Genomic DNA, 25320 nt, shown 5'->3' with positions numbered 1-25320 from the left:
ATATCAGATAATAATTTACTGAAATGTAAATCTTTAACTAAAAATTAATTGGCTTCCTCATCATCGGTTAAAATTTCCAATAATTGTATGGCAGCCTCACTAATTTTAGTTCCCGGGCCAAAAACAGCAACTGCACCCGCATCAAATAAATATTGATAATCCTGAGAAGGGATTACACCACCAACGATAACCATAATGTCTTCACGATCCAGTTTTTTGAGTTCTTCTAAAACCTGCGGAACTAAAGTTTTATGTCCTGCGGCTAAAGATGAAACGCCTAAAATATGCACATCGTTTTCTACAGCCTGCTTTGCAGCTTCTTTAGGTGTTTGGAAAAGCGGACCAATATCAACATCAAATCCTACATCAGCATAAGCCGTAGCCACTACTTTTGCGCCACGATCGTGACCATCTTGTCCCATTTTTGCAATCATAATTCTGGGGCGCCGCCCATCTTGTTCAGCGAATTTATCAGCGAGTTCTCTGGCTTTTTTAAAAGTTTCGTTGTTTTTCATTTCTTTAGAATAAACACCACTAAACGACTGTATTTTGGCTTTATATCTTCCAAAAGCTTCTTCTAAAGCATCGCTTATTTCGCCTAATGTGGCTCGTTTTCTGGCCGCTTCAACTGCTAATGTTAATAAATTTCCTTGTCCAGATTTAGCTGATCTTGTAAGATCTTCAAGGGTTTTTGTAACTTCAGCTTGGTCTCTTTCAGCTTTAAGTTTTTCTAAGCGCGCTATTTGTTGATTTCGTACCGTTTGATTATCAACTTCAAGCGTTACTAACGGATCTTCCTTCTTTAAACGATATTTGTTGGTACCAACAATTATATCGGTTTCATTATCAATTCGGGCTTGTTTTCTGGCGGCAGCTTCTTCAATACGCATTTTCGGAATTCCGGCTTCAATAGCTTTTGTCATTCCACCTAAATCCTCAACTTCTTCAATAAGTTTCCAGGCTTTTTCAGCAATATCATTTGTTAAGCTTTCTACGTAATAACTACCGGCCCAGGGATCGACTGTTTTGGTGATATAGGTTTCCTGCTGAAGATGTAATTGTGTGTTTCTAGCGATTCTTGCTGAAAAATCTGTAGGCAATGCAATGGCTTCATCTAAAGCATTGGTGTGTAAACTTTGCGTTCCGCCGAAGGCCGCAGCCGAGGCTTCGATAGAAGTTCGAGCTACATTATTGAAAGGATCTTGCTCGGTTAAACTCCATCCACTGGTTTGGCAATGCGTCCTTAATGATAAGCTTTTAGGATTTTTAGGATTAAATTGTTTTACCAACTTAGCCCAAAGCATTCTGGCAGCACGCATTTTGGCAATTTCCATAAAATGATTCATGCCAATAGCCCAAAAGAAGGATAGGCGAGGAGCAAAGCTATCGATATCCATCCCGGCTTCAAGTCCTTTTCTAATATATTCTAGTCCGTCAGCAAGGGTGTAAGCAAGTTCAATATCGCTAGTCGCACCCGCTTCTTGCATGTGGTATCCAGAAATACTAATGCTGTTGAATTTGGGCATATTCTTGGACGAATATTCAAATATATCTGCAATGATCTTCATCGAAGGAGTAGGAGGGTAGATATATGTATTTCTAACCATAAACTCTTTTAGAATATCATTTTGAATGGTTCCTGAAAGCTGGTTTGGAGCAACTCCTTGTTCTTCTGCCGCAACGATATAGAATGCGAGAATTGGCAGTACGGCGCCATTCATCGTCATAGAAACTGACATTTTATCGAGTGGAATTTGATCGAAAAGCGTTTTCATATCTTCAACCGAATCAATAGCGACTCCGGCTTTTCCCACATCCCCAACGACACGTTCATGATCACTATCGTAACCACGATGCGTGGCTAGATCGAAAGCTACCGAAAGTCCTTTTTGCCCTGCTTCTAAATTTCTGCGATAAAAAGCGTTACTCTCTTCAGCAGTAGAAAAGCCAGCATATTGCCTAATTGTCCAAGGTCGTTGCACGTACATTGTACTGTAAGGACCACGTAAATAAGGCGATGTTCCGGCAACAAAATTTAGATGTTCGAAGTTTTCTATATCCTTTTCAGAATATATCGATTTTAGATTTATTTCTTCCGGAGTTTCATAACTAGAAACTGCAGATTTGGAATCTAATTTTTTATCGATTAACTGTAAATTGGCTAGATCTTTTCTTCCCATAATTATGCATTTACAGTAGTTTCTTTTTCCAATCGTTCTTGTTCTAACTTCTCACTTAAGCGACGTTCTAAAATAGGTTCGATTAAGGTTTTACGCGGATTCTTTTTCAGAAAAGGATAAAGCTGGATCTCATATTGCATTTTATCTTCGGTATTTTGATATTTATTGGTGCCGATTAAAATGAGCTCTTTTGTATCGAATTTCGCCTGCTCTTTTTCCGCAGATTCCTTTATTTTTTTCTGAATAATACTTTCCTTCAGTTGTTTTAAAAATCCGCCTCCGTTTTCAATATCTTTAAAAATGGCTAAAGCTTTTTCAGCAAACTTTTCAGTAAGATTTTCGATGTAATATGCACCTTCAGCAGCATTTTTTACTTTGTTTAGATGTGCTTCGTGTTTCATAATTAAGAGCTGATTTCGTGCAATTCGATTACCAAACTCATTATTTTTATGATACACAGCGTCGTAAGGCATATTAAAAATTGCATCTGCACCACCTAAAACTGCACTCATACTTTCAGTTGTGGTACGCAATAGATTTACATTGTAATCGTAAAGTGTTTTGTTTCGTTTTGAAGGCTGCGCCAGAATAAAAATGTCTTTGTTGAAACCATAAGAATTCGCCAAACTAGCAAACAACCATCTTAAGGCTCGTATTTTAGCAATTTCGAAAAAGTAATTCGAACCACTGGCGACTAAAAACTGAAGCTTTATTTTTTTCTTTGCTTCTGCGGAAAGAAAATTAGCTTCGTTAATATGATGTAGATATTCATTTGCATGGGCTAGGGCATAAGCCAATTGTTGCGGAATTGTAGCGCCAGCATTTTGATAAAGTGAAGTATCTACTGAAATAACAGAATTAAAATTTGAAGAATTCTGAAGTATTTTATCTAAAATCGCATGATCAGTTCTTAGGTTATGAAACCAGTTTCCCGATCTCGCCAAATTTCCAATAATATCGATTTGTAGATAAATTTTCGCTTTCTTATTCTTAAAAAATGTACTTAAACGTTGTAGATTTTCTGCTGAAAAAAAGTTGAATTTCAGGTAAATAGGAGTAACTTCAAAATTGAAGTTTTTGAATAGTTTTTCAAAATTGGTTTCTTCCGAAGCGATTATAAACCATAAACTTTCTGCACCTTTTTGTATTAATTTGAGGGCGCGATGATTGCTTTTTTCTTCAGAAACTACATAAATCTGGTCACAAATAGACCAATCTTGCTTTGAATTTATTTCTAAGCTTTTAATTTTATCATCTTGATGGTAAAAAGGCTTTACATCGATGCCATCTAAAGAATGATATATCAAACTTTGATAATCTGAACCTTCTAGCTCAAACTGAATTTTTTGTTTCCATTGCTTTGCAGAAACTTCATCAAAATCCTGAAATAATGACTGCTTCATAAGAGATGTGGTTTTTAGAAAACAAGTGGAAAATGCCCAATTTTAATCTATAGTATCGTATTCGATAATATAAATGTCTTCGTTTGGACGTTTCATGTAATATTTTTGGCGGGCAAATTTCTCTAGTTCGATCGAGTCTCCCAAAGTGCCAATAATAGCTTTGTCCCGTGAAATTTCCTTTTGATAATATTCCTTATTTTCTTTAAGCTCGTTAACTTCCTGATCTAATTCGTGATGAACAAACCAGGAATTACTATCTAAAAAGAACATCCAAATGGCAAAAATGAGTCCTAGTAGGATATACTTATTGCTAAGTATTTTAAACCACCTTTTTTTGCGAAGTTCTTTTAATTTCATTGGTTTAAATATACAAAATTAGGACAAGCGATCTTTGATAATTGTTTGAACGATATCAACAGCTACTGTGTTGTAGCGATTTGTAGGAATAATGATATCTGCAAATTCTTTTGTTGGTTCTATAAACTGGTTGTGCATAGGCTTAAGCGTGGTTTGGTAACGCCATAACACTTCGTCTAGATCGCGACCACGATCTGCAATATCACGTTTTAAACGTCTAATTAGGCGTTCGTCACTATCGGCATGAACATAAATTTTGATGTCGAACATGTCTCGAATATCAGGATGGGCAAGAATTAGAATTCCTTCTACAATAACAACTTTACGGGGATGAACTTCAACAAATTCGCCAGTCCTATTATGGTCTCTAAAGGAATAAACAGGTTGCTGAATATTTTTTCCTGCTTTTAAATCTTTAAGATGAGAGACCAATAAATCGAAGTCTATAGATTTTGGATGGTCAAAATTGATCTTTTTTCGTTCTTCGAAGCTAAGATGTGTAGTATCCATGTAATAGGAATCCTGAGATATCACATCTACTTCTTCATTTTTTAATTCTTCAATGATTTGATTTACAACGGTAGTTTTACCACTACCTGTACCTCCGGTAATCCCAATTATAAGCATCTATCAAAATTTGGGGCAAATTTAATTATTTGCCCCAAAAAATAAATGTTATTCTGCTTTTTCTACTGCGGCAACTTCTTCTTCGGTTACCATATCGTCAATATTGTTACTCCAAGAGTTCATTGCGTAGTTTAGTGCATCTGCAACTTCTTGATTGTTTAGACCCATTGGTGTCATTACATTATCGTAATCTTTACCATTAACAGTGATTGGTCCCTGCATACCATATTTTACGCCTCTAATACTTTCAGTACGTTTTTCAGTTAACCAATTAGAACCATCAAGTGGAGGATAAGTACCTGGAATTCCTTTACCGGTAGGCAGATGACACGTTACACAGAGTTGGGAATATACTTTCTTGCCTCTGGCAATACTTTCGTCTAGCGGAGTTTTTGCTGCGGAAGCATTATCTGCGGGAATAGTGTAAGGTTCTTCCTCTTCTTCTTTAGCATCTTGCTTTTTATCTGATTTGCATGCCATCGCTCCCAAAATAATAGCAATACTTAATAACTTTTTCATGGTCTTTGGTTTGTAATATTCTATTCTGATTTTTTTACTAATTTCAAAATTCCTTTTCCTTCAACGCCAAGATAGATATTTCCGTCGGGTCCTTCAACAACATCTCTTAATCTTCCTACATTTTCGACCAATTTTTCTCGTTTAGTAATTTTTTTTCCGTCTAAAACCAATAATTCTAAATACTGAAATTTAAGTGAACCAGCTAGTAGATTGCCTTTCAACTCTGGGTATTTATCAGAAGTTACATATTCAAATCCGCTTGGAGCGATAGACGGCAACCAATAGAAAATAGGATCTTCGAATTCTGGTTTGCTGCGTTCTTCGGTGATTGGAGTTCCATCGTAATTCTCGCCATAAGTGACAATTGGCCATCCATAATTTGCTGCTGCTTTTACAATATTAATCTCATCCCCACCTTGAGGTCCATGCTCATGCACCCAGATTTCGCCAGTTTCAGGATTTAAGAGCATTCCTTGCGGATTCCTATGACCATAAGAATAAATAGCCTCTTTCGCATTTTCCTGGCCTACAAAAGGATTATCACTAGGAATGCTTCCGTCATCATTAAGTCGGTATACTTTACCGTTGTCTCTGGTAATATCCTGCGGATTAACATCACGAGCACCACGTTCTCCTGCTGAAAAATAGAGATAACCGTTTTTGTCGAAAGTGATTCTAGATCCAAAATGTTGTCCTTTGGTAGTGTTGGGAGCCGCTTTATATAAAACTTCTACCTCTGAAAGTTTGGAGCCATCAATTTTTGCGCGTCCCAGTGCTGTATTTCCTCCTTCACCTTCTCCTTCAGGAGAAGCATAGGTAAAGTAAATCCATCCGTTATTTTCATAATCTGGATGAACTGCTATATCTAGAAGTCCGCCTTGTCCTCTTATATAAACTTCAGGAACATTAGAAAGTTTTTGTTTTTTTCCATCTTTAAAATGAATTATTTCGCCAGATTTATCGGAGATGAGCATACTGCCGTCTGGTAGAAAATCCATTCCCCATGGAATTTGAATACCATCTACAACCATCTGAGTAGTGTAGTTTTCGTTAGTTTCAGCCGGTATTGGATCTGGAACTTTTGATTGTTCTTGCTGAGGGGCATCGGTTGAATTTTCGTTTTCTGCCTTATCTTTATTTTTTGCGTCCTCGGCGCACGCAAACAACATTGCAACTATTCCTATGGTTAATAGTGATTTTTTCATATATTAAATGTTCTATAGATTAGATGTAATTTAAGGTATTAAAATCTATAAAATAAACTTATTTGGAAAAAATCTAATATTCCCATTGCAGAGCAAAAAGAATTAGTATATTTGCAGCCGCAATCGAGTAATCATTGCAACTCGGGGTGTAGCGTAGCCCGGTTATCGCGCCTGCTTTGGGAGCAGGAGGCCGCAGGTTCGAATCCTGCCACCCCGACTTTTTAAACTACCAAATTTTGGTTAATAAAGGGTAATTATATGGTTTTCATGTAGTTGCCCTTTTTTAATGCGTTAAATTCTACCAAACTTCACCAGTTATAATGTGAGTTATTCGTGAGTTTTGGTTTTTTGCGTGAGTTAATCGTGAGCTTATTTTTTGTAACTTGATTAGCCCCATGACCCTTAGTACATATTGATCGTTTTGGCTTTCAACCCTTAATTATTGTTCCATTAAAAAAACAAAACGATGCGTACCACTCAAACATTCATGATTTCTTTTTTCATCCGCAAGAAAAAAAACAGAAGAAGCCCTCCTTTATGCCCGAATATCAGTTAACGGCATTTATATTGAAATGAGCCTAAAACGTAGCTTAGATGTAAGCCGTTGGAACCAATCAGCCTGCAAGTTAAATGGCAGCAGTATGGAAAGTCAGCAACTCAATAAGAAAATAGACGATACCAAGGCTCTTTTATATAAAGCTTATGACAGTCTGCAAAAAGAAGATCAGGTCATTACAGCCAGTGCGGTGAAGTCACGATACCTGGGCATTGATAAAAAACACTACACCTTAACCCAATTACTGGACTACCACTCCACTAAAATGAAAGGTGTTTTGAAATACGGAACGTTAAAAAACTATACGACTACAGAAGCCTATCTAAAAAATTACCTAAGAGAAAAACGGAACATCTCGGACATTTATCTAAAACAAGATCGATTACCAATTCACGCTTGGTTTTGAGCGATTTCTGCGTGATTTACCATCCTTAAGTAACAATGGCGTCATGAAACATATGGAACGCTTTAAAAAGCTTATGCGCCTTGCTGAATATGTGGATTGGATTGAAAAGAACCCTGCTAAACGATTTAAGCTTCGATTTCAGCATGTTGATATGGTGTATTTATCGAAAGCAGAATTACAAAAGATCAAGGAAAAGAAGTTTAAACGCTCTACGCTTAGCATAAACCGTGATATTTTTGTTTTTTGCTGCTATACCGGATTGCCTTATGGTGATGTATTGGAACTAAAGAAAAAGCATATTCAAATCGGGATCGATGGTAAAAAATGGATTTATACAAGGCGAATGAAAACAAACACGTTGCTTAGAATCCCACTTCTGGAAGAAGCAGAATGAATCCTAGAAAAATATAAAGAACATCCACGGGTAAGTAATAGTGATATATTACTTCCGGTGTATTCCAACCAAAAAACAAATCAATACTTAAGAGAGATTACCAAAGCGGTCAAGATCAATAAAGCACTTAGTTTTCATGCAGCAAGGCATACCTTTGCAACGACAGTAACGCTAGCCAATGGTGTACCTATAGAAACAGTCTCCAAGCTTTTAGGACACACAAAATTATCTACGACCCAAATTTATGCACGGGTGATTGATTCTAAAGTTTCTAATGATATGGATAAGTTGAGGGAGAAATTATAAGCTGTTTTACAGCTTATAAGCAATTTTCAAGAGAACGGTTCTTGGTTGTAGATAAACACGGCTATCGGTAACGATGAATTCTGAAAAAGAATTTTCCCTTCGGAATTTGGCATCCAGCATATTATTGACTTCCACCTCAAAACTCCAGGCACTATCTAATTTATTATAAAACAGCGAGGCATTTCCTATCTGAAAACGGTTCACCTGATCGTTTTCCTGATTTTGGTAATAATTATATTCGTAATCGGCTTTTAGAATAAATCCGTTTAAAAAATCATATTCTAAACGGGCAAAAGGTTGAAATTGTACAAATCTATTCTGAAAATTATCCGATCCAAAAGCACTAAATTCATGTTCGTAGCCCACATCTAAATTTGGCAGGTCATCAAAAGTAGTTCGTATTCGCAGGCCGTAACCATAATGTTCAGAATCATAAGCGATGATATTCTGGTTTACGATTCGCCTATAACTAGACAGCGCAGCATTCCCATCTACCGTCAATCGAAAATCATTGAGTCGCTTGGTAAAAGAACCACGAAAGCTATAGGTTTCATTGGGCAAATTGGTATAAACGGGACTCGAGATCTGATTTATTCCTTCTAAAATGGTTGTATTCAAAATGGAATTTACCCTATTCGAATAATTAAAAAAGAAATTATAATTAATGCCTTTAAAAAGGCTAAACTTATAATAGCTTAATAACAGCGTGTGGTATAATTGATTTTCAAGATTTTCATTGCCCCGATAAATGCGGTTAAAACTACTTAAGCGATAGCGATTGGCATAACTTGATGCATTGGCAAAACTGGAACGCATAATGTAATTTAATCGTAATTTTTCTGAACCCCCAAGTTTATATTCACTTTCAAATTCAGGCAATACTACTGGCTTTGTTTCATTGGTAATTTCATCAGCAAACTGGGTCACCTGCCACAGGTAGTAATGATAAAAAAGACCTGGTTTTAAAATAAGATCGCCAAACATGGTTTTATACTGAAAGCCTACATATTGATCGACCAACCGGTAATGAACATCATTATTAAAATCGGCTTCCGTAAAACTATTAATTTCTCCGGAATCCAATTGTTGCTCGTCGAGAGTACTAAAACCCTGATCTGAAAAACTGATCCCTAATGCCGGATAAATATGATTGGTATTATTTAAAACCCAATAATGCTTCAGATCTAAACTGGCTTGGTTGAGCGTAGTATTTACCTGCTGAAATAAATGCAGACTGTCTTCTTCTACAAACGGAATAATCGTATTAAAAATAGGCTCGTTAAATAACCAATCGTTGTCGTTTTCGTTCTTAGAATATTTATAATCGACATTTAGTGTAGTGGTATGCTCGAAAGAAAACTGTTTGCTGTAATTTAGATGTTGTGTAAAATCGATCCCATCGGGCTTTGCCATCGTATTGATAAATGTAGAATCTACCGGAGTAAATGAATTTAAAATTCCGTTTGCTGTAGCCGAAGATGTTTTTACATAGGCATCGTACGTAAGATCTTCATCGGCATTTGGGCGATAGCGCAATTGCAATTTATTTAGTGTAAAAAATAGATCGTTGTTTTGCCGGGTTTCGCGAAATTCATCCAACCCGCGCTCTTCATCGATGTAGGTAATGTTGTATTCTTCGAGCGTTTTTAGTTTATTATTGGAGATAATGCTGTAAGCATTTAGATCGAGTTCACTCGTAATTTCCTGGGCAATGTTAAAAGCGCCAAATTCATTTTTGTTATAGGTAAAATCTTCATTCCGTAGAAATTGTGCAAAATCATCATTATAAATATTGCTTGCATTAGGCCGATCCATTAGTGATAAATAACCACCTTCAAAATTGATATAATCCTGCATAGAAAAAGACTTTTGCCCGGTATTATTAAAATCCCCTATAACATTTACTGAGGTTTTCGGGCTGTAATAAAACAAGGTAGGATGCAGGGAATAGCGATCTTCTACACCACCGCCAACTTCGATATCACCAAAAGCAAATTTCTTTTTACCCTCAGAGAGTTTAATGTTCATCGCCATTTTATCACTGTCTTCCAGACCTTTTAAAAACGGGATTTCGCTGTAATTATCCAACACTTCGACTTCATCTATGGCATCGGCAGGAATATTTTCTACGGCAAGTTTAGAGTCCCCGGTGAAAAATGTTTTCCCGTCGACCATTAATTTATCCACCTTTTTACCATTTACGGTAATGATCCCTTCACGGTCTACTTCCACGCCCGGTAACTTGTTTAGAACTTCGCGGAGCTTACGCTCTTCACCGGTTTTAAAAACATCGGTACGGTAAATGGTGGTATCTTCTTTTACCACCACCGCCATTTTCTTTTTGATAAGGACTTCTTCCAGGCTTTCGTTACTGAAGTGCATGGTATAATCTTTTTGAATATCACGGCTGGCAATAATAGAATCGATGATTTTTTGATAGCCTAAATAACTAATCTCGATCACATAGCTACTGTCTTTTTTCAGGTTAAGCCGATATCGCCCTTTCTCATCTGAAATAGAAAAGGCCATATTAAGATCATCACTATCCGGGATCGCAATAAGGTTAGCACCATGAAGCGGCGCATTGGCGGAGTCTTTAACAGTGCCAGTGTAGGTTTGGGCTTTAATACAATTAAAGTAAAAGCTTAAGATAAAAAGTAAAAGTAGTTTTAGTTTCAAATACGATTAGTAGAGTTTCTTTTAATTATTCGATTTAGGAATTGGATTCATTTTTTCGAAATATATTTGCCATTCTTTATGCGGTAAAATATTATCTGAATTATATTTTGGTTCTTTTAAGCTTACATTTCTTTTCATTTTTAAATCCGTCGCCTTAAAAATAATTTTAGGAGTTTCCAACTCCAAAATTAAGCCAGGTAGATTTGCGTAAGCAGTAGGTCCTCCACGAAAGTTCATTTCTGGTGCAAACCAAGCAACTGAAGGGGGTGTAAGCTTATTTTCTTGATCGGGATCTTTTATACTTCCTATAGCTTTATAACATTTATACCCTATTATATTTTTATATTCTTTTGTTATAGTCCATTCAATGTTATCCATATTGACACTTCTAACTTTTTTTAAATTTCTGGACTCATAATAACTCATACCTTTTTCAAAATCCCCATTGATTAAAACGCCATCTAACGCCCTTATAATTGAAAGATTAAAAAAATTTTCATTTTGAAGATCATTTGGCATAATCCTTTTATAAGTCATATTATAAAAGTTATTGTTACTAGTTAGAACAAAATCAATATTAGGCATAATATCATTTATATTATTAGTGATTTTTCTAATGATATTGCTTGATCTTACATTTTCAATAGTATCAATATGCTTTGCTGATGCCTTATATATTACTTCGACATTTTGACTAAACATATTGATACTAAAAAATAAAAATAAAATAAATCTAAATTTAGCCATCAATTTCAGTTTCAAACTCACTATCTCCACCTGCTTGAGTACATTGAGCGTGTACGGCTTGGTAAGTCTCAGTCGCTTCCTGTTGACCAAAAACGGGTAAAATTTCATTATATGCTTCTAAAGCTTCTGCATCAAAATCTCTGTTCATTAAGATTTCTAAGTGATTTATTTGGTTTTCTGAAAAACTAAATAATGGTAGTACAGCAACTAACATGAAAAAATAAAATGATTTTTTCATAATTAAAGTTTTAAGTTAAATAATAATATTTCATTGATTTTAATAAATGTATGTCATAAAACGTTATGTTGTATTATTTTATTTGTTAAAAATAACGTTTACCACTATTAAAATTAATATCCTTACAAAGACGTTTAGGTATACAAATAACCAATAAGTTAAAATAAAATTTAAAATGATTAAGGAAGAGCCTAATAAGGAATTTTCCATATTCATCTAAATAATTTTATAATTTATCTATGGTTTTAGTTTTAGTAAATTCTCTTTGACCTTCTGTATTCATTTGAGAGATAACATCGAAAAAATGAATAGCAAGAGGATAACACGCAGAGCGGTGTTATTATTTTTTATTTTACTGATTTTCAATACCTTATAATTTTAACATAAAATATTTTTTACAAAATTTCCAGGAAAACCTTTGGAAAGCCCTATAAATAGGTGTTTTTTTTCGTGAAAAATTAATAAAAATGAAATTTGGGTATTATCCCACCAGTCCTTACCATATTTCCTTTCACTATGTTGCAGTCAAAACGGTTCGTCGAAATGGTCTTGAACATAAGCCAAAAGCAAACAAAAATATTAATGGATTGAAGCGGAATATTTGCTTTTGGCTCACGTTCGCTTTAGCAATATTCTGGAAACGTTGACCGATCTACATTTCATAGGTATAAGTTCACTTTGAATTTTACTGCCTTACCTTTTTGATCTCAAAAGAACAGGATTTAGAATTAGCGGGCGCATAAACCGGTCAGCTACGCTTTTAATGTGGTTACATCTGCACCAAGACCACAAATCGTTTCCGGGCTTAACGTATCCTATGATCTTGATGAAGACACCAAACTATCAACTAGCATCAATTTCAGGACGCAGAGTGAGGATTTTCCCATTGAAACAGAAACGTTTTTGAAAGACGGTTTTGAAAGTACAGATATACTTACCCTTACCCAAAATAATGGCGAAAGAAACTATATGACTTCCCAATTAAATTTCAGTAAATCATTTTCTGAAAATCAAGACCTCTTTTTGGGTGGTCAATATTCCTGGTACGGACAGGATTTACAAACGGAAATTTACAATAGTATTAACCAGCAAGAATACCAGTTTGCAGGTTTAAGAGATCAGGATTTTGGTATCAAACGGGGCAGTATGCGGATTGATTATGAAAATAAAACTAGTTCGATATTTACTGTTGCTTTAGGAGCCAGCCTGGCATTGGCTAAGGCAAATGCATATACATATATTAATTCAGAAGCAAAAAACTATGGTTATGAAGAATCCATTTATGCTTCTTATGCCGATCATTCCGGAAACTTTAAAAATTGGGACTATCGCATAGGATTAAGAATAGAGGAAAGCCAAGTGAAGGGAAATTATGAACAAGAACAAAATTTAGTTATAGATCGGAATAACCTCAATTGGTTGCCATCAGTACAATTTAATTATACTCTGGAAAATGAAAATACACTGTCTATAAATTACAAAAAAAGCCTTCAAAGACCCAATTATTCAAATGCCAGTTCAATTAGAGCCTATCTTAATCCATTCCTTGAATTCTCAGGGAACATAAATTTAAGACCAACGTATACTGATGAAGTTTCCCTGAATTACCAATGGAAAAAAATGTCATTTGAGGTGGGTTATTATACCGAAAAAGATCCGGTGTATTATAGCGTCGATTTTAATGAAGCGATGGAGCGTTTAATTATGTCTCCCAATAATTTGGAAAGGGAAAATGGAATATACCTGGAACTTGCGGCACCCGTATCCTATAAATTCTTAACTTCTACCAATTCCCTTTTATTTGCATATTCTGAAATAATGGATGCAGCCGGAATTCAGACATTGAAAGCCAAACCTTTTTTTTATTATTATTCCCATAATGAGATTGATATAATCCCCAAAACTCAATTCGCTATTAACTTTCGGGGACAGACTACCAGACATGAAGGAATTTATAAAAGAAATTCCATGTTTGTTTTAGGAGCATCCTTTTCCAGAACTTTTTTCGAAAAATTGCAAGTGAGTTTAAACTTTAATGACATTTTTCAACAAATGAATTATGGGGAAACCTATCAAATCAATAACATTTATACCAACAGCCTGTTTTTTGCAGACGGACAGGAAATAGCCATAGGTTTAAAATATTCCTTCGGAAAAAATATAAAAGACGCAACTCTACAGAAAAATATAGACGAAGAATTGGAGCGACTTAAATAAGTTCATAATTTATGCATAAACTATTTTCTGCAAAAATACTACCTTCTTGATGGTCTTTTGAAGTTTTAAATCAGTATTAATGCACCTAGATTGTTCCTAGATAAACAACTTGGAAACCTTTCTAGCTTCCCCCCATAAACATCTCTATTTTTCATTGCGATCGTTGGGAGCAATCAAGATTGTGTCCACAGACACCCATCTTGAATTAGCGCACAATTTGATCAATATTACCTATTTAAAATTCGTGTGAGTGTAAAGGAGAGGATGATTATATTAATATTTGTATAATCTTAAATAAAAATACAGCTAAACTGTTTAATCAAAACAATCTTATGAAATTAGCAAATAGAACAAAGAATAAGCTTTATGTTGCCCTTTCTAGAACTAGAGAAAGCTGTTATCTAATAGATTAAAAATTAGTAAAATAAGCAATGAATAAATCAACGGTTCATCGCAAATAGCGCTTTTTAGCTAAAAAAGTGTAATTTTAGATATGAGGAATCAAAAGATTGAGTTGAGAACAACTGATAAAAATAAATTAAATGATTAACGCCTCTGGTTATTTTTTAAGATTAGGAAATTCTAGGTATAACTTATTAAAAAGTTATGTTGGTAATGAATTTGCTGAGCCAGTTGTAAAATTTCGTTATCCTCGTAATGTAGAATTAATTTGCTATATAATTAATGAAAATGATGTAATTACCCATTATGGAATAGGAAAAAAAGGATTATCTGCTGGTACTGATTTGCAGAAATTGAATATTCGTGATATTAGGAAAGTTGACCAGCCAATAAAAAAACAAGATATATTAGAATTGTGTAATAGTAGACATAAAAAATATATTCGAAATCAATTTAAAAAAGGGGGGGTGCTTGCAATTAAGAGTTCAGATAATTTTTTAAGTGTCTTTATTGATCTAAATCCTGATTCAGCAGAATATTTGAAAAAATATTTGATTGAAAGACGGGAGAGAATAAGTAAATTATCAATCAATAAAAAGGAAGTTCTAGCTACTCAAAAAGAAGCTCTTCTTACAGCTATGAGTATAGCTGATATTGATCGGAATCAAATCTCTGGATGGGACTTCAACGAAGAAGAGGATATATCAAGTTACTTAGACGGTCTAAATAAAATGTCACTCAGAGAGGATAATATGATTATTAATGATTTAAACAATTTCCCTGGTTTTGATGCTAAAAAAAGCACTCAATATTCTTCAACAGTATTTAAAAATCAAAATACAAAACTTACTGTTTTGTTAGCAAATCGAATGCCATTAGAAGAAATTTTGGGTACGGATTTGATTTATTATAACGAGAATTATAAATGTTTCATTTTGGTTCAATATAAAGTTATGGAACGTGAGGGCGATAATTTCTTATTTCTGATAAATAATACGCAATTTGAGGATGAAGTTAAAAGAATGTATTCCATTCAAAGCAAAATTAAGAATTCAGAAGGGAAAAATAGTTCAGATGATTTTAGAATTAACGATGACCCATTTCTCTTAAAATTATGTCCTCGAATTGAATTTGATCCTGATGATATAGGATTGTGCAATGGAATGTATATCCCACTTTCGTATTATGACGTTTTAAAAGAAGATGAGAGAATCATTGGTATAAATGGTGGAAAATGCATTTCGTATTTAAATGTGAATAGATATTTTAATTATACATCATTTAAAGCTGTGGTTGAAGGTGGATGGATCGGAACAAAATTCAAACCAATCGGAAATAATTAAGAAATTAATTGATTTAATATTAAAAGGGGGCAAATCCGTTGTTTGTGCAATAAAAAGAACATTGAATGAAGAAGAAAAACAAAAGGGATGGCTCAATCAACAATATGAGAATCTAGATGAAAATCAATATTCAGGAGAATTTGATGACCTACCCTTTTGATTATTTTCATATATTTGATTTGAAGTACCATACGACTTCAAAATGTTCTGATTATAATGTGAGTTAATCGTGAGTTCCAGAATTGGAAGCCATGGGAAACCTTATAAATACTGAGGGTTTCAGAATGTTACAAGCGTTCTGCCACCCCGACCAAGACCATATTAAAATGGTATAAAAAACCTTGTTAATCTATTGATTTTCAAGGTTTTCTGTTTTAGACGGTTTTTCATATCATTTGCAATCATTAAAAATGAGTCCGATTCGGTGACCTTTTTTTTGGTATCTTATTGTTCATATTGATTTAACATTCGTTTTCACGCCTCTTGTCTAATTGGAGAACGAAACACTATGAAAAATGCCGTAAGCTTTGGAATTCTTTTTATTCCAAAATCATCAAAAGCCAAAAATGGTACTGCTCCCCTTTATGCTCGAATTACCATCAATGTTATTCAAGTCCTATTTACAGTAAAATTAAAGGCAATTAATATTATTTTCTGTGAACACTAATTTATATTTCAAAATATGGATTATTAGAAAGTAATATTATTTGAGCTATCAACAGCTTAATATTCTTTTATTGAACATAATTCGTAATCATTTTTGTATTGGAGATGTTAATTTTTGAAATATTTAACTATATTTATAAAGGATAACTAACTCTGTGACAATATGAAACAGTTGAAATTACTTTTAGCAACAATATTGCTAATATCAAATTTTTGCATCTGTAGCGCACTTGCTCAAGAAAAAACGGATGTGGTTTATATGATAAATGGGGAAACTAAAGATGGTAAAGTAACTGCTGTTCACGACAAGTCTATCGATTTTATATATAATGGTGAAGATCTCACTTACGAATTTAAAAAGGATGATATACAAAAAATTGTTTTTGCCAGTGGTAGAACTCAGATTATAGCACAGCCTAAAACTTCAATTTCGAATCTACCTACTACTACGGCTGAGGAACGTAAGAATAAAATTGCTATTCTTCCATTCACTATGGTTTCTAATGATCAAGGATTGATGAGTGAAGCAATGTCTGACCAAATACAACATGCGACTATCAATTCTTTTAAGAAAAATACAAATCAAATTATTGTTCAGGATCCAATGACTACGAATGCTCTTCTTTTACAAAACAATTTGGACCCTAGCCTGATAAAAAATTTAATGCCGAAGCAGCTAGCAGAGTTACTAGGGGTGGAATATGTGGTTTATGGAACCGCTAATATAAGTTTTGAAGGTACGCGCTCTTATGGAAGTTCTAGTACAACCTATAAGGACAAAAGGGATAAAGAAAAAAAGAAAGAAAAGAGTTCTGGATCTGAATATACATCAAACAGCTCATCAACAGTATCAAATTATGATACTTCAATTGAACTAAATATATTTTCGGATGCCGGAAGAAACGTCTATTCGGTGAGCCGTAATGGTTTCGGTAATTCTTTAGATTCATATAATGGAACCATAAACTACTTGGTAAAAAGAACACCTTGGGGAAGTAAGCATAAATAATAAAGCTTGAGCGTAATATGAAATGCTTATGACTACGTGTAAGAACTGCGATCTTTATTTTGAAGGAAGATACTGTAGTCTTTGTGGTCAAAAGTCTTCTATTGAAAGAATCCACAGTTTTTCAATATTCAACGACTTGCAATTGGGCTTGTTTAATATCGATTCAGGTTTTTTCTTCACTATAAAAGAGTTATTTATACGACCAGGTTATGCAATAAGGGATTATGTTGCAGGTAAGCGAGTCAGGTATTTTATGCCAGTTTCTATGCTTGTAGTACTTTCTACTATTTATAGTTTTCTTTACCATTATCTCGATATTAATCTATTTTATCAAGCTTCTTCTAAGTTAGCCCAGGATGAAAAATATTTAAAGCTTGCTAGTATTTTAGACGGAAACTATGTGTATTATACGCTAGCTACGCTTCCAATATTTTCATTCAGTTCATGGTTGATATTTAATAAACAATCTTATAATTTTCCAGAGCACTTTGTATTGAATACTTATGCTGCATGTCAACGAATCATTTTCCATATTGCCTTTCTAAGTATTTTATACTCTGTCCCCGAAGAGCCTAGTGCAAGAAAACTTATCACTAGGTTCGAATTAATAATCAATACTATATTATTCCTATGGTGTTATTTTCAGTTTTTTCAATTAACAGCATTTGGCTTAATATTTAAAACTAGTCTAAGCTTACTTTTCTCTTACTTAATTATAATTTCTTTAATCATGGTCTGTTATTATGTCTTATAATCTTACTTACAATTTGATCTTTGTGATCTTTTGCAGCTGTCTTCAAGGCATCACTGCACAAAACGAACAGGAAACTGATAGCACTGCAATTATATCCTATGAAGATAAAATGCAAATCAAATTAAATATCGATTCACATTTAGAGAATTATTATATCTCCAGTGGAGCAGAAGGTACTAACCTGAACCTTGCTTTAAATAATGATCTTCGGCTTACTCTTCTTTTCGATTATAAAATTTTTAGTTTAAGCTATAGTTTTACTCCTGATTTTTTACCCGGAAATCATGGTGATGATGAAAAAGGCGAGAGCAGTTATTCTGACCTTAGTTTCAGAATATTTCCAGGGCAATTCGTACAGGAATTTACATATCAACGCATGAAAGGTTTTTATGTCGCCAATTCAAGCGACTTTTTAAAGGGATTACCCAGTAGTGAAACTTATTTATTATTTCCTGATTTAAAGCGAACATTTTATGGTGGATCAACCGCATATATTCTCAACCCCGATTTTTCTTTAGAAAACCTAATATATCAAAGAGAATGGCAACGATACAGTACAGGAAGCTTTGTACCTCGGCTCAATTACGGATACACAAAATTTTCAAATGATTTTGAAAATTTTAAAGGCAAAGAAAAAGATTATCATCTAAGCCTGGATTTAAATTATTACTATAATTGGGTAGTCGCTGAAAAATTCAATATTTCTCCATATGGTTTTGGAGGATTAGGAATGCGTATTGAAAATTATAGACAAAAAGGAGAAAATATTGATGAAAAGGAAGTGAATACCTACTTTACTCAAGAATACGGTGGTGGCATGCAATTAGGATTTAATACCGATACTCTTCTAATGGGAGCTCGTGTATCGTATAATTCTCTCAATTATAAAAATAGTTACGATAGAAAAATAAAGCATGACTCCTGGTATGGACTATTTTTTATTGGGTATAGATTAGATCCTCCCGAAAAGTTAAAAGAAATCGGAGATAAATTTTAAATGACTGCTTATGTATAAGAAATTACTTTTTTTATTTTTTATAAACTGCTTCGTTTATTGTAAAAACAATAATTCCAATCAAATAGACCATCAAGACTCAATATCAAATAATAACAGTTTCGATCCTGACGGTACTTATGTTAATAGTGACTATGAAGATAGAAATGAAGGAAAGGATTGGGTAGGTATTGAAGTCACTTCTTTAGAAGATAAATTGATTAGTTTATCAATCCGGTCGAGAGCAGATCTTAAGCGACCAACCTGTACTCTTCATTGTTTGGCAAAAAAAAAGAATGATAGTACTTATGTAGCGATTGAAACAGATTTACCAATTCAATTTATGTTTACCAGAGATAGATTATTTGTCTCTTCTAAAACATCGGAAGGATTGGCCTATTTTTGCTCTGGTGGCGCCAGTATTGGAGGGGACTATAGGTATATTAAAGGCAGTCTAGATACGGCTCAAGTCGATCCAAGAATATTCTCAAAATATCTACATCGGGAAGGGATCAATTTTGAGATTAGTGTTGAAATTATTGATGATAAAAAAATATTACAAGTAACTCCAATGGGACTAGCGAAAGATAATTCAACTTTTTATAAATCCCTTGATATGAATATTGTTAGCGCCCAAACTACAGATCTCAATAATGACAAAGATCCAGAGCTAGTCATAATTTTAAAGAATTTTAAAACGAAAAAATCCAAAGTTTTAGTTTTCACTACAAATCATAAGAAATCAATGTCACTGGTTAATTTTCCTTATAATTCTTTTAAACTGGATGAGGGCAATTATAGAGGAAACGATATATACGATATAAAAAATAATAAGCTAATACGTAGTTTTCCAATATTTAAAAATGGGAAAATTACAGGAAATGAATATAAAATTATTTATAAGTTAGTGCCCGGTGAAGCCATGGCGCAATTTAAAATTGAATCTCAACAAACAATTCAAGCAAATTAGGCTCTCAATTATTCCGGCTAAGTGATCTTTTGAAACTGCATAAATAAACATTTAGATTAATAAGGCATAAACAGATCGCCACATGTAAGGTATACTCATAAAAGTCACTGAAGACATTTTTTCAGCGACTTTTTTGTTTGGTGGTATCTAAGATCGATTCTTTCTAAAAGATTTGTTCTTTTGGAATGTGTATTTCACAATTTGTATAAGCAAAAGCTCTATTCATATTTAATGTATAGCATTGTGAATATATAAAGTGATCTTTACCTAGAAGATCATTCCAAATGCACAGATATGCTAAAAGACGTTTATTCTTGCTTCAACTTTCTTTCTATTCTGATTTATAATAGAAGATTTTATATGATTGACTTTTCTAAAAACTCAGTTGTTCTTTGAATAAGTAAGATTGTCTTCTGGAAATTTCAACTTCGTCTCCAGAATTCATTTCAATTTTTAGTTTTCCGTTAAACCAGGATACCACTTTATTAACGTGATTTATATTGATTAACTGCTGTCTATTTGCTCTAAAAAAAATGTCATTTGGTAATTTTTCTTCGATTCGGCCTAAAGATTTATAGATAAGTGGTTTGTTGTTTTTAAAAAATACACGAGTGTAGTTTCCCACAATTTCAAACATAAAGATATCCTGAATCTTTACTAACCAGCATTTTTCTCCATCCTTTATAAAGATTTGCTTATCAAGACTTAAAGCATTCTCATTTTTAGGATCTGGAGATTCACTATTAGATCCTTTCTCGAGAACTTTTTCTATAGACTGCGCAAAGCGTTTTTGATTAATGGGTTTTAATAAATAATCAAAGGCATTATATTCAAAAGATTTGATCGCATATTCATCAAAAGCGGTTGTGAAAATAGTTAAAGGTACTTCATCCAACATTTCTAACAATTCAAAACCATCTTTCTCGGGCATATTAATATCTAGAAAAAGTAGATCTGGATTGTTTGCTGTTATTAACTTGAAACCATCATCTACATTTGCTGCTTCACCAATAAGTTCTATTTCTTTATGTGAAGTTAGAAGTTCTTTTAACTCATTTCGAGCTAAACGGGAATCTTCAACAATAACTGCTTTTAAAGTTTTCATGCTGTTGGAATATTAATTGATGCAATCACTTTATTTTCTATTTCTTCTAATTTGAAGTCTGCTTTTTCACCATAAAGTAATGCTAATCGCTGCTTTATGTTTTTTAAGCCTAATTCTGTACTATCCTTACTGGTTCTTAGTGTTCCTGTATTGGTTACCTTAATTTGTAACTGGTGATCAATTAGGCATGTGGACAGCACTATTAATCCACCTTCTTTTAAACTAGATATTCCATGTTTTATAGCATTCTCGATAAGCATCTGTATAATCATGGGAGGGATTAGTATATTTAAAGATTTTTTATCTATTTTTTCTTCAAATTGAAGACGATCCTCTAACTGAATTTTAGAAATTTCAATAAAGTTTCTTACCATATCAAGTTCATCTTCTAGTGCAATAGAATTTAAAGTGCTTTTCGTCAAAGAATAGCGTAAGGTTTCAGAAAGGCGTGTGAGCATATTTCTAGCCCTTGGAACATCTTCCAGCATTAAGCCACGAATATTATTTAAACTATTAAACATAAAATGTGGATTAATCTGCCCTTTAAGTGTATTTAATTGCGATTCTTTAAGATTAGATTCAAGTTTTAGTCTGGTTTCTCTGCTTTTATTTAGTTCCATTAATCCTTTTACAGCTACGTAGAATACTGTCCACATCGCGAAATAAATAAAATAGTTCAGTGCAAAAATCAAATTGTTTTCTAAACTCTGGGAGGGATGTTCTAGAACGTCAATCCTATTATAGATATAAGTATATGTAAACTTATTATATATCGTATAAGCGGAATAGAATAAAACGGTAGCAGCTAACAGAAAACCTATAACTATAAATAATTGCTTCAGCTTGAGCGCGTCAAATGGAATAAATTTATTTATGATTCTTTTTAATTGATGGGTGAAAAAGATAGATAACAATATCACTACAAAAAAATCCATGATAATCTGCCAGGTCTTCAAACTTAACTCGTTACCGCTTGCCCAATAGCTTAAGGCCATTATACTTGATAACAAGGACCAGATGACTGTTTGGATTATCCAGTACGATATTGTTTTTGAATTGAGATTCATTAATTTCCAATAGGTGTTATTGCTGAATTCTTTAACTGATTTATCTCTGATTCTAGTTTTTTCACTTCAATTTTTGTTTTCTTAAACAGGAAATTGACAATTACGATAAAAATAAAGGTTAGAGCCATGAATATAAGTAAAACAAAGAGATTTATATCTTTTCCATATAATTGGGAAGGTACCACGGTAAGAATCCAAATAAACATAATGCTTACTTCATATTTTTCCCTTTTCGCAAGATATAGTTTGTATCTTTTAAGTTGAAATTGAATGTTTTTCTCATCAATTTTATAGTTTTTCAGCCATAAATTATTGATGGTGTAGCCAATGAGTAGTATAACTCCTATTGCCATCGGAATCAAATATTCGATATGTTCCCTCATTTGATATATTAATTTGGCAGAAATAGTAATTAAGATGAGAGCGCTAATTTTTGCTGATTCCGATCCCTTTAATAATTTGTTGAATTTCTCTTCCGGAGTTTTTGATGATTTTTTCATGATGATTTTGTTTTAATTTAATAGTGTTTGAATAATGAAATCTACGGATGCTACGATTAATGCGAACATAACTGTTTGTTTTTTGATTGTTTTATAAAGATAAACTAGTAATACTGAATAATAATCCAAAATATGGGGAGTGGTAAATTCTATATGGCGTACGGAACATAAGAATGGAGAGTAAAAGAGCCAAATAGTAATATAATACAATTAGGCTCTTTTTGATGAAGCTATTTAAGATGTTTCGCGAAAAATCCTATTATGGTTTTATATAGTTCTACTTTGTTTTCTTCGTGATAAAAGCCATGACCTTCATTGTATTTAACCATATAAGGAACATCAATACCTCGTATCCACCCCACCAACTGCATCTTGATTAGTTAACTTTCTACCGATAGCTTTGCTCTAAAATAATATTTATTATGAGCAAACAGGGAGAAATGTACACTTTAGTTAATGACTATCGTAATAGCGGTCTTTCGGCAAAAGCTTTTAGCAAAGAAAAAGGAATCAGTCCTTCCACCTTTTGTTACTGGATCCGCAAAAAGAAAGATGAAGATCGGCCCGGGGGATTTGTAGAAGTTACCAAGGGATTAAAGTCGTCATCGGGTGAGCTGGAACTTATTTATCCCAACGGGGTCAAACTCCAAATGAATGCTGCGGACCTGGGACTTATTGCCCGGTTAGTTAAGTTGTATTAATGTTCTCCTTAGGTTCCTCCCATAATTATCACTTTTATCGTAAGTCTTGTGATATGCGAAAATCATTTAATGGCTTGAGCGGGCTGGTGAGAAATGAGCTCAACCGGAAGCCTACCAGCGGTGATGTGTTCGTTTTTCTTAACCGTAACCGCACCCATCTCAAGCTGCTTCACTGGGAGCGGGGCGGCTTTGTTTTATACTACAAACGTCTGGAGCGCGGAAGCTTTACTCCGCCTGTAATTAAAGAAGATCAGACCAGTTTTACCTGGCCGCAATTGGTACTGATGATAGAGGGTATTACGGTTGAAAAAAGTGTTCAGAAACTGCGCTACTCCCACTAGAAAATAATCGTGTTTTATTAGTAAAAACAGGGGTTCACGGTAGGTTTAACAGGTCTGTTTTTGTATCTTTAACCCATGCAAGAACCCTTAGAAAACCTTACTAAAGATCAGCTTTTGGTCCTCCTGAAGAAGGAGACGAAAAAGAGGGGAAAAGCTGAAAAAAGTGTTTCCAAAAGGGAGCAAGAAGTTAAAAAAGCACAGCATGAGATTGCTGACCTGAAATTCCAGGTGGAGTACTACAAACGTCTGGCCTTTGGCCAAAAAAGGGAACGTTTCGAAGGGGATAAGAACCAGTTGGGCCTTCCCTTTGAAATGGAGCCCCAAAAGGCAGCGGCACAAGAATCCGGGTTAAAAGAAAAGCTCAGTGGCCAGCGTCGCAAAAAAACTTCCAACCACAAAGGAAGAATGGCCCTTCCGGAGCATCTTGAGGTCAAAGAGATCGAGATCTATCCTGAAGAAGATATTACCGATATGGTTTGTATTGGCAAGGAAGTGACCGACGAGCTGGAATACGAGCCTGCCAGATACTATATTAAACGCTACATCCGCTATAAGTATGCTCCAACCAATAAAGAAGGAGTAATCATCGGGGAACTTCCCGAGCGGGTGATCGAAAAGGGAATCCCGGGGGCCGGACTCCTAGCTTCGATCTTGGTCGATAAGTACCAGGACCATCTCCCGCTCTACCGACAGCTGCAACGCTTTAAAAGGGCGGATATCCCCATAGCCTCCTCCACACTGGAAGGCTGGACCAGGCAAAGCCTTAAAATCATCGATATCCTTTACCAACACCTACTGGAGGATATTCGCTCCAAAGGATATCTGCAAAGTGACGAAACCCCCATAAGGGTAATGGATCCCGCTAAAAAAGGAAAAACACATCAAGGGTATTATTGGGTACATCATTGTCCCATGGATGGCAGCGTACTCTTTGATTACAGGCCCGGGCGTAGCCGTGAGGCTGCCGATCATGTATTGGCCGGGTTTAAAGGCTACCTTCAAAGTGATGGCTATGCCGCTTATGATAAAATCGGCAAGCGTGAAGGGGTTACCCACCTGAACTGCTGGGCCCACGCCAGAAGGGAATTTGACAAGGCAAAAGATAATGATAGGGAGCGCGCTGAAAAAGCATTGGGCTTTATCCAGAAACTATACGCGGTAGAAGCCCAGGCACGAGAGCAAAACTTAAGCCCGGAGCAGCGTAAGTCCCTGCGATTGGAAAAAGCACTGCCTGTCATCAATGAATTTGGCAAATGGATGTTCGATCAGATGAAGCATCGGCTAATCCTTCCCAAAAGTCCTATCGGAAAGGCCTTCAAGTATTCTATGGATCGTTGGGACCAACTTAGCGCCTATCTTTTTGATGGTATTCTGGAGATCGATAATAATTTAGTGGAAAATGCCATCAGGCCATTGGCACTGGGCAGAAAAAATTACCTGTTTGCAGGTTCTCATTCAGCAGCAGAAAGAGCCGCAGGAATCTATTCCTTCTTTGCCATCTGCAAAAAGCACGAGGTGAATCCATTTGAGTGGCTTAAATATACCCTAGAGAATATTATGTCCATCAACCATAAGAACATCCGAAATCTCTACCCACAGAATTACAAGAAATTACAGCAAGTTTAGATCAAGTT

General features: G+C 34.5%; 25 protein-coding genes and 1 tRNA gene. 13 read left to right on the top strand and 13 right to left on the bottom strand.

Annotated elements, in window-relative coordinates:
* Positions 1 to 44: 44 nt before the first annotated feature.
* Genes scpA through QWY91_RS07365 form a run of 6 tightly spaced genes read right to left on the bottom strand, consistent with a single transcriptional unit; the run spans position 45 to position 6291 of the window.
* Complete coding sequence (gene scpA / locus QWY91_RS07390) at positions 45 to 2180, bottom strand: methylmalonyl-CoA mutase (protein WP_290233189.1); 2136 nt, start codon at positions 2178 to 2180, stop codon at positions 45 to 47.
* Positions 2181 to 2182: 2 nt separating this feature from the next.
* Positions 2183 to 3583: a methylmalonyl-CoA mutase subunit beta gene (locus tag QWY91_RS07385; protein ID WP_290233187.1), complete on the bottom strand. Its 1401-nt coding sequence runs from the start codon at positions 3581 to 3583 to the stop codon at positions 2183 to 2185.
* A gap of 42 nt (positions 3584 to 3625) precedes the next feature.
* Positions 3626 to 3940: an FtsB family cell division protein gene (locus QWY91_RS07380; protein ID WP_290233183.1), complete on the bottom strand. Its 315-nt coding sequence runs from the start codon at positions 3938 to 3940 to the stop codon at positions 3626 to 3628.
* An 18-nt stretch (positions 3941 to 3958) separates the two neighbouring features.
* Positions 3959 to 4567, bottom strand: a complete 609-nt coding sequence (udk, locus tag QWY91_RS07375) for a uridine kinase (RefSeq protein ID WP_290233180.1) — start codon at positions 4565 to 4567, stop codon at positions 3959 to 3961.
* A 48-nt stretch (positions 4568 to 4615) separates the two neighbouring features.
* Positions 4616 to 5086 carry a c-type cytochrome gene (locus QWY91_RS07370; RefSeq protein ID WP_290233177.1) on the bottom strand — a complete coding sequence of 157 codons (471 nt, stop codon included), beginning with the start codon at positions 5084 to 5086 and terminating at the stop codon, positions 4616 to 4618.
* Positions 5087 to 5106: 20 nt separating this feature from the next.
* The gene (locus QWY91_RS07365; RefSeq protein ID WP_290233174.1) at positions 5107 to 6291 is read right to left on the bottom strand and encodes a PQQ-dependent sugar dehydrogenase; all 1185 of its coding nucleotides are present in this window, start codon (positions 6289 to 6291) and stop codon (positions 5107 to 5109) included.
* Between the two features lie 142 nt (positions 6292 to 6433).
* Here QWY91_RS07365 and QWY91_RS07360 point away from each other — a divergent pair.
* The 4 genes from QWY91_RS07360 (at position 6434) to QWY91_RS07345 (ending at position 7953) form a co-directional block, all read left to right on the top strand.
* Positions 6434 to 6508: transfer RNA gene (locus QWY91_RS07360), tRNA-Pro, on the top strand.
* Positions 6509 to 6863: 355 nt separating this feature from the next.
* On the top strand, positions 6864 to 7253 hold the full coding sequence (locus QWY91_RS07355) for a hypothetical protein (protein WP_494338487.1): 390 nt from the start codon (positions 6864 to 6866) through the stop codon (positions 7251 to 7253).
* Entirely contained in the window at positions 7225 to 7647 is a 423-nt protein-coding gene (locus QWY91_RS07350; RefSeq protein WP_353958662.1) for a phage integrase SAM-like domain-containing protein, read from the top strand. Before QWY91_RS07355 ends, QWY91_RS07350 begins: the two co-directional genes overlap by 29 nt.
* A 57-nt stretch (positions 7648 to 7704) precedes the next feature.
* Positions 7705 to 7953, top strand: coding sequence for a tyrosine-type recombinase/integrase (locus QWY91_RS07345; RefSeq protein ID WP_290233171.1), 249 nt, complete (start codon positions 7705 to 7707; stop codon positions 7951 to 7953).
* Positions 7954 to 7959: 6 nt separating this feature from the next.
* Here QWY91_RS07345 and QWY91_RS07340 read toward each other — a convergent pair whose 3' ends face one another.
* The 3 genes from QWY91_RS07340 to QWY91_RS07330 are packed head-to-tail and all read right to left on the bottom strand — an operon-like array spanning position 7960 to position 11617.
* Complete coding sequence (locus QWY91_RS07340; protein WP_290233168.1) at positions 7960 to 10632, bottom strand: TonB-dependent receptor; 2673 nt, start codon at positions 10630 to 10632, stop codon at positions 7960 to 7962.
* 21 nt (positions 10633 to 10653) lie between these two features.
* Complete coding sequence (locus tag QWY91_RS07335) at positions 10654 to 11379, bottom strand: GLPGLI family protein (RefSeq protein WP_290233166.1); 726 nt, start codon at positions 11377 to 11379, stop codon at positions 10654 to 10656.
* The gene (locus QWY91_RS07330) at positions 11372 to 11617 is read right to left on the bottom strand and encodes a hypothetical protein (RefSeq protein WP_290233163.1); all 246 of its coding nucleotides are present in this window, start codon (positions 11615 to 11617) and stop codon (positions 11372 to 11374) included. The genes QWY91_RS07335 and QWY91_RS07330 overlap by 8 nt, the downstream gene beginning before the upstream one ends.
* A gap of 765 nt (positions 11618 to 12382) precedes the next feature.
* Here QWY91_RS07330 and QWY91_RS07325 point away from each other — a divergent pair.
* The 6 genes from QWY91_RS07325 to QWY91_RS07300 all read left to right on the top strand — a co-directional run bounded on the left by QWY91_RS07325 (position 12383) and on the right by QWY91_RS07300 (position 19972).
* Positions 12383 to 13834, top strand: coding sequence for an outer membrane beta-barrel family protein (locus QWY91_RS07325; protein ID WP_290233161.1), 1452 nt, complete (start codon positions 12383 to 12385; stop codon positions 13832 to 13834).
* A gap of 542 nt (positions 13835 to 14376) precedes the next feature.
* Entirely contained in the window at positions 14377 to 15579 is a 1203-nt protein-coding gene (locus QWY91_RS07320; RefSeq protein WP_290233158.1) for a hypothetical protein, read from the top strand.
* 829 nt (positions 15580 to 16408) lie between these two features.
* Positions 16409 to 17254 (top strand): hypothetical protein, encoded by an 846-nt coding sequence (locus QWY91_RS07315; RefSeq protein WP_290233155.1) that lies wholly within the window; start codon positions 16409 to 16411, stop codon positions 17252 to 17254.
* Positions 17255 to 17282: 28 nt separating this feature from the next.
* Complete coding sequence (locus QWY91_RS07310; RefSeq protein WP_290233153.1) at positions 17283 to 18008, top strand: DUF3667 domain-containing protein; 726 nt, start codon at positions 17283 to 17285, stop codon at positions 18006 to 18008.
* Positions 17998 to 19005: a DUF4421 family protein gene (locus tag QWY91_RS07305; protein WP_290233151.1), complete on the top strand. Its 1008-nt coding sequence runs from the start codon at positions 17998 to 18000 to the stop codon at positions 19003 to 19005. Before QWY91_RS07310 ends, QWY91_RS07305 begins: the two co-directional genes overlap by 11 nt.
* 10 nt (positions 19006 to 19015) lie before the next feature.
* Positions 19016 to 19972 (top strand): hypothetical protein, encoded by a 957-nt coding sequence (locus QWY91_RS07300; protein WP_290233149.1) that lies wholly within the window; start codon positions 19016 to 19018, stop codon positions 19970 to 19972.
* A 373-nt stretch (positions 19973 to 20345) separates the two neighbouring features.
* Here the strand turns inward: QWY91_RS07300 and QWY91_RS07295 are convergent, their stop codons facing one another.
* From QWY91_RS07295 to QWY91_RS07280, 4 genes are all read right to left on the bottom strand, one after another.
* Positions 20346 to 21077: a LytR/AlgR family response regulator transcription factor gene (locus QWY91_RS07295; protein ID WP_290233148.1), complete on the bottom strand. Its 732-nt coding sequence runs from the start codon at positions 21075 to 21077 to the stop codon at positions 20346 to 20348.
* Positions 21074 to 22072 (bottom strand): sensor histidine kinase, encoded by a 999-nt coding sequence (locus QWY91_RS07290; RefSeq protein WP_290233145.1) that lies wholly within the window; start codon positions 22070 to 22072, stop codon positions 21074 to 21076. Before QWY91_RS07290 ends, QWY91_RS07295 begins: the two co-directional genes overlap by 4 nt.
* Before the next feature lie 71 nt (positions 22073 to 22143).
* The gene (locus QWY91_RS07285; protein WP_290233142.1) at positions 22144 to 22644 is read right to left on the bottom strand and encodes a hypothetical protein; all 501 of its coding nucleotides are present in this window, start codon (positions 22642 to 22644) and stop codon (positions 22144 to 22146) included.
* Positions 22645 to 22874: 230 nt separating this feature from the next.
* The gene (locus QWY91_RS07280; protein ID WP_290233139.1) at positions 22875 to 23015 is read right to left on the bottom strand and encodes a hypothetical protein; all 141 of its coding nucleotides are present in this window, start codon (positions 23013 to 23015) and stop codon (positions 22875 to 22877) included.
* 51 nt (positions 23016 to 23066) lie between these two features.
* On the opposite strand from QWY91_RS07280, the gene tnpA reads away from it, so the two are divergent.
* From tnpA to tnpC, 3 genes are all read left to right on the top strand, one after another.
* Positions 23067 to 23345 carry an IS66 family insertion sequence element accessory protein TnpA gene (gene tnpA / locus QWY91_RS07275; protein WP_290233135.1) on the top strand — a complete coding sequence of 93 codons (279 nt, stop codon included), beginning with the start codon at positions 23067 to 23069 and terminating at the stop codon, positions 23343 to 23345.
* On the top strand, positions 23345 to 23686 hold the full coding sequence (gene tnpB / locus QWY91_RS07270) for an IS66 family insertion sequence element accessory protein TnpB (protein WP_290232202.1): 342 nt from the start codon (positions 23345 to 23347) through the stop codon (positions 23684 to 23686). The genes tnpA and tnpB overlap by 1 nt, the downstream gene beginning before the upstream one ends.
* A gap of 75 nt (positions 23687 to 23761) precedes the next feature.
* The gene (gene tnpC / locus QWY91_RS07265; RefSeq protein ID WP_290233132.1) at positions 23762 to 25312 is read left to right on the top strand and encodes an IS66 family transposase; all 1551 of its coding nucleotides are present in this window, start codon (positions 23762 to 23764) and stop codon (positions 25310 to 25312) included.
* The last annotated feature ends 8 nt before the right edge of the window (positions 25313 to 25320 follow it).

The organism is Zunongwangia endophytica, from assembly GCF_030409505.1.
Lineage (GTDB): Bacteria > Bacteroidota > Bacteroidia > Flavobacteriales > Flavobacteriaceae > Zunongwangia > Zunongwangia endophytica.
The sequence above is the reverse complement of the archived record's forward strand: the minus strand, read 5'-3'. Positions and strand labels throughout refer to the sequence as shown.

Excerpts from the sequence above, each read along its gene's own strand:
- QWY91_RS07320 (WP_290233158.1), top strand. The coding sequence starts at position 14,377 with ATGATTAACGCCTCTGGTTATTTTTTAAGATTAGGAAATTCTAGGTAT.
- tnpB (WP_290232202.1), top strand. The coding sequence starts at position 23,345 with ATGTTCTCCTTAGGTTCCTCCCATAATTATCACTTTTATCGTAAGTCT.
- QWY91_RS07335 (WP_290233166.1), bottom strand. The coding sequence starts at position 11,379 with ATGGCTAAATTTAGATTTATTTTATTTTTATTTTTTAGTATCAATATG.
- tnpA (WP_290233135.1), top strand. The coding sequence starts at position 23,067 with ATGAGCAAACAGGGAGAAATGTACACTTTAGTTAATGACTATCGTAAT.
- QWY91_RS07380 (WP_290233183.1), bottom strand. The coding sequence starts at position 3,940 with ATGAAATTAAAAGAACTTCGCAAAAAAAGGTGGTTTAAAATACTTAGC.
- QWY91_RS07290 (WP_290233145.1), bottom strand. The coding sequence starts at position 22,072 with ATGGCCTTAAGCTATTGGGCAAGCGGTAACGAGTTAAGTTTGAAGACC.
- QWY91_RS07370 (WP_290233177.1), bottom strand. The coding sequence starts at position 5,086 with ATGAAAAAGTTATTAAGTATTGCTATTATTTTGGGAGCGATGGCATGC.
- QWY91_RS07300 (WP_290233149.1), top strand. The coding sequence starts at position 19,016 with ATGTATAAGAAATTACTTTTTTTATTTTTTATAAACTGCTTCGTTTAT.
- QWY91_RS07315 (WP_290233155.1), top strand. The coding sequence starts at position 16,409 with ATGAAACAGTTGAAATTACTTTTAGCAACAATATTGCTAATATCAAAT.
- QWY91_RS07310 (WP_290233153.1), top strand. The coding sequence starts at position 17,283 with ATGACTACGTGTAAGAACTGCGATCTTTATTTTGAAGGAAGATACTGT.
- scpA (WP_290233189.1), bottom strand. The coding sequence starts at position 2,180 with ATGGGAAGAAAAGATCTAGCCAATTTACAGTTAATCGATAAAAAATTA.
- QWY91_RS07385 (WP_290233187.1), bottom strand. The coding sequence starts at position 3,583 with ATGAAGCAGTCATTATTTCAGGATTTTGATGAAGTTTCTGCAAAGCAA.
- udk (WP_290233180.1), bottom strand. The coding sequence starts at position 4,567 with ATGCTTATAATTGGGATTACCGGAGGTACAGGTAGTGGTAAAACTACC.
- QWY91_RS07355 (WP_494338487.1), top strand. The coding sequence starts at position 6,864 with ATGAGCCTAAAACGTAGCTTAGATGTAAGCCGTTGGAACCAATCAGCC.
- QWY91_RS07285 (WP_290233142.1), bottom strand. The coding sequence starts at position 22,644 with ATGAAAAAATCATCAAAAACTCCGGAAGAGAAATTCAACAAATTATTA.
- tnpC (WP_290233132.1), top strand. The coding sequence starts at position 23,762 with ATGCAAGAACCCTTAGAAAACCTTACTAAAGATCAGCTTTTGGTCCTC.
- QWY91_RS07295 (WP_290233148.1), bottom strand. The coding sequence starts at position 21,077 with ATGAAAACTTTAAAAGCAGTTATTGTTGAAGATTCCCGTTTAGCTCGA.
- QWY91_RS07330 (WP_290233163.1), bottom strand. The coding sequence starts at position 11,617 with ATGAAAAAATCATTTTATTTTTTCATGTTAGTTGCTGTACTACCATTA.
- QWY91_RS07305 (WP_290233151.1), top strand. The coding sequence starts at position 17,998 with ATGTCTTATAATCTTACTTACAATTTGATCTTTGTGATCTTTTGCAGC.
- QWY91_RS07280 (WP_290233139.1), bottom strand. The coding sequence starts at position 23,015 with ATGCAGTTGGTGGGGTGGATACGAGGTATTGATGTTCCTTATATGGTT.
- QWY91_RS07365 (WP_290233174.1), bottom strand. The coding sequence starts at position 6,291 with ATGAAAAAATCACTATTAACCATAGGAATAGTTGCAATGTTGTTTGCG.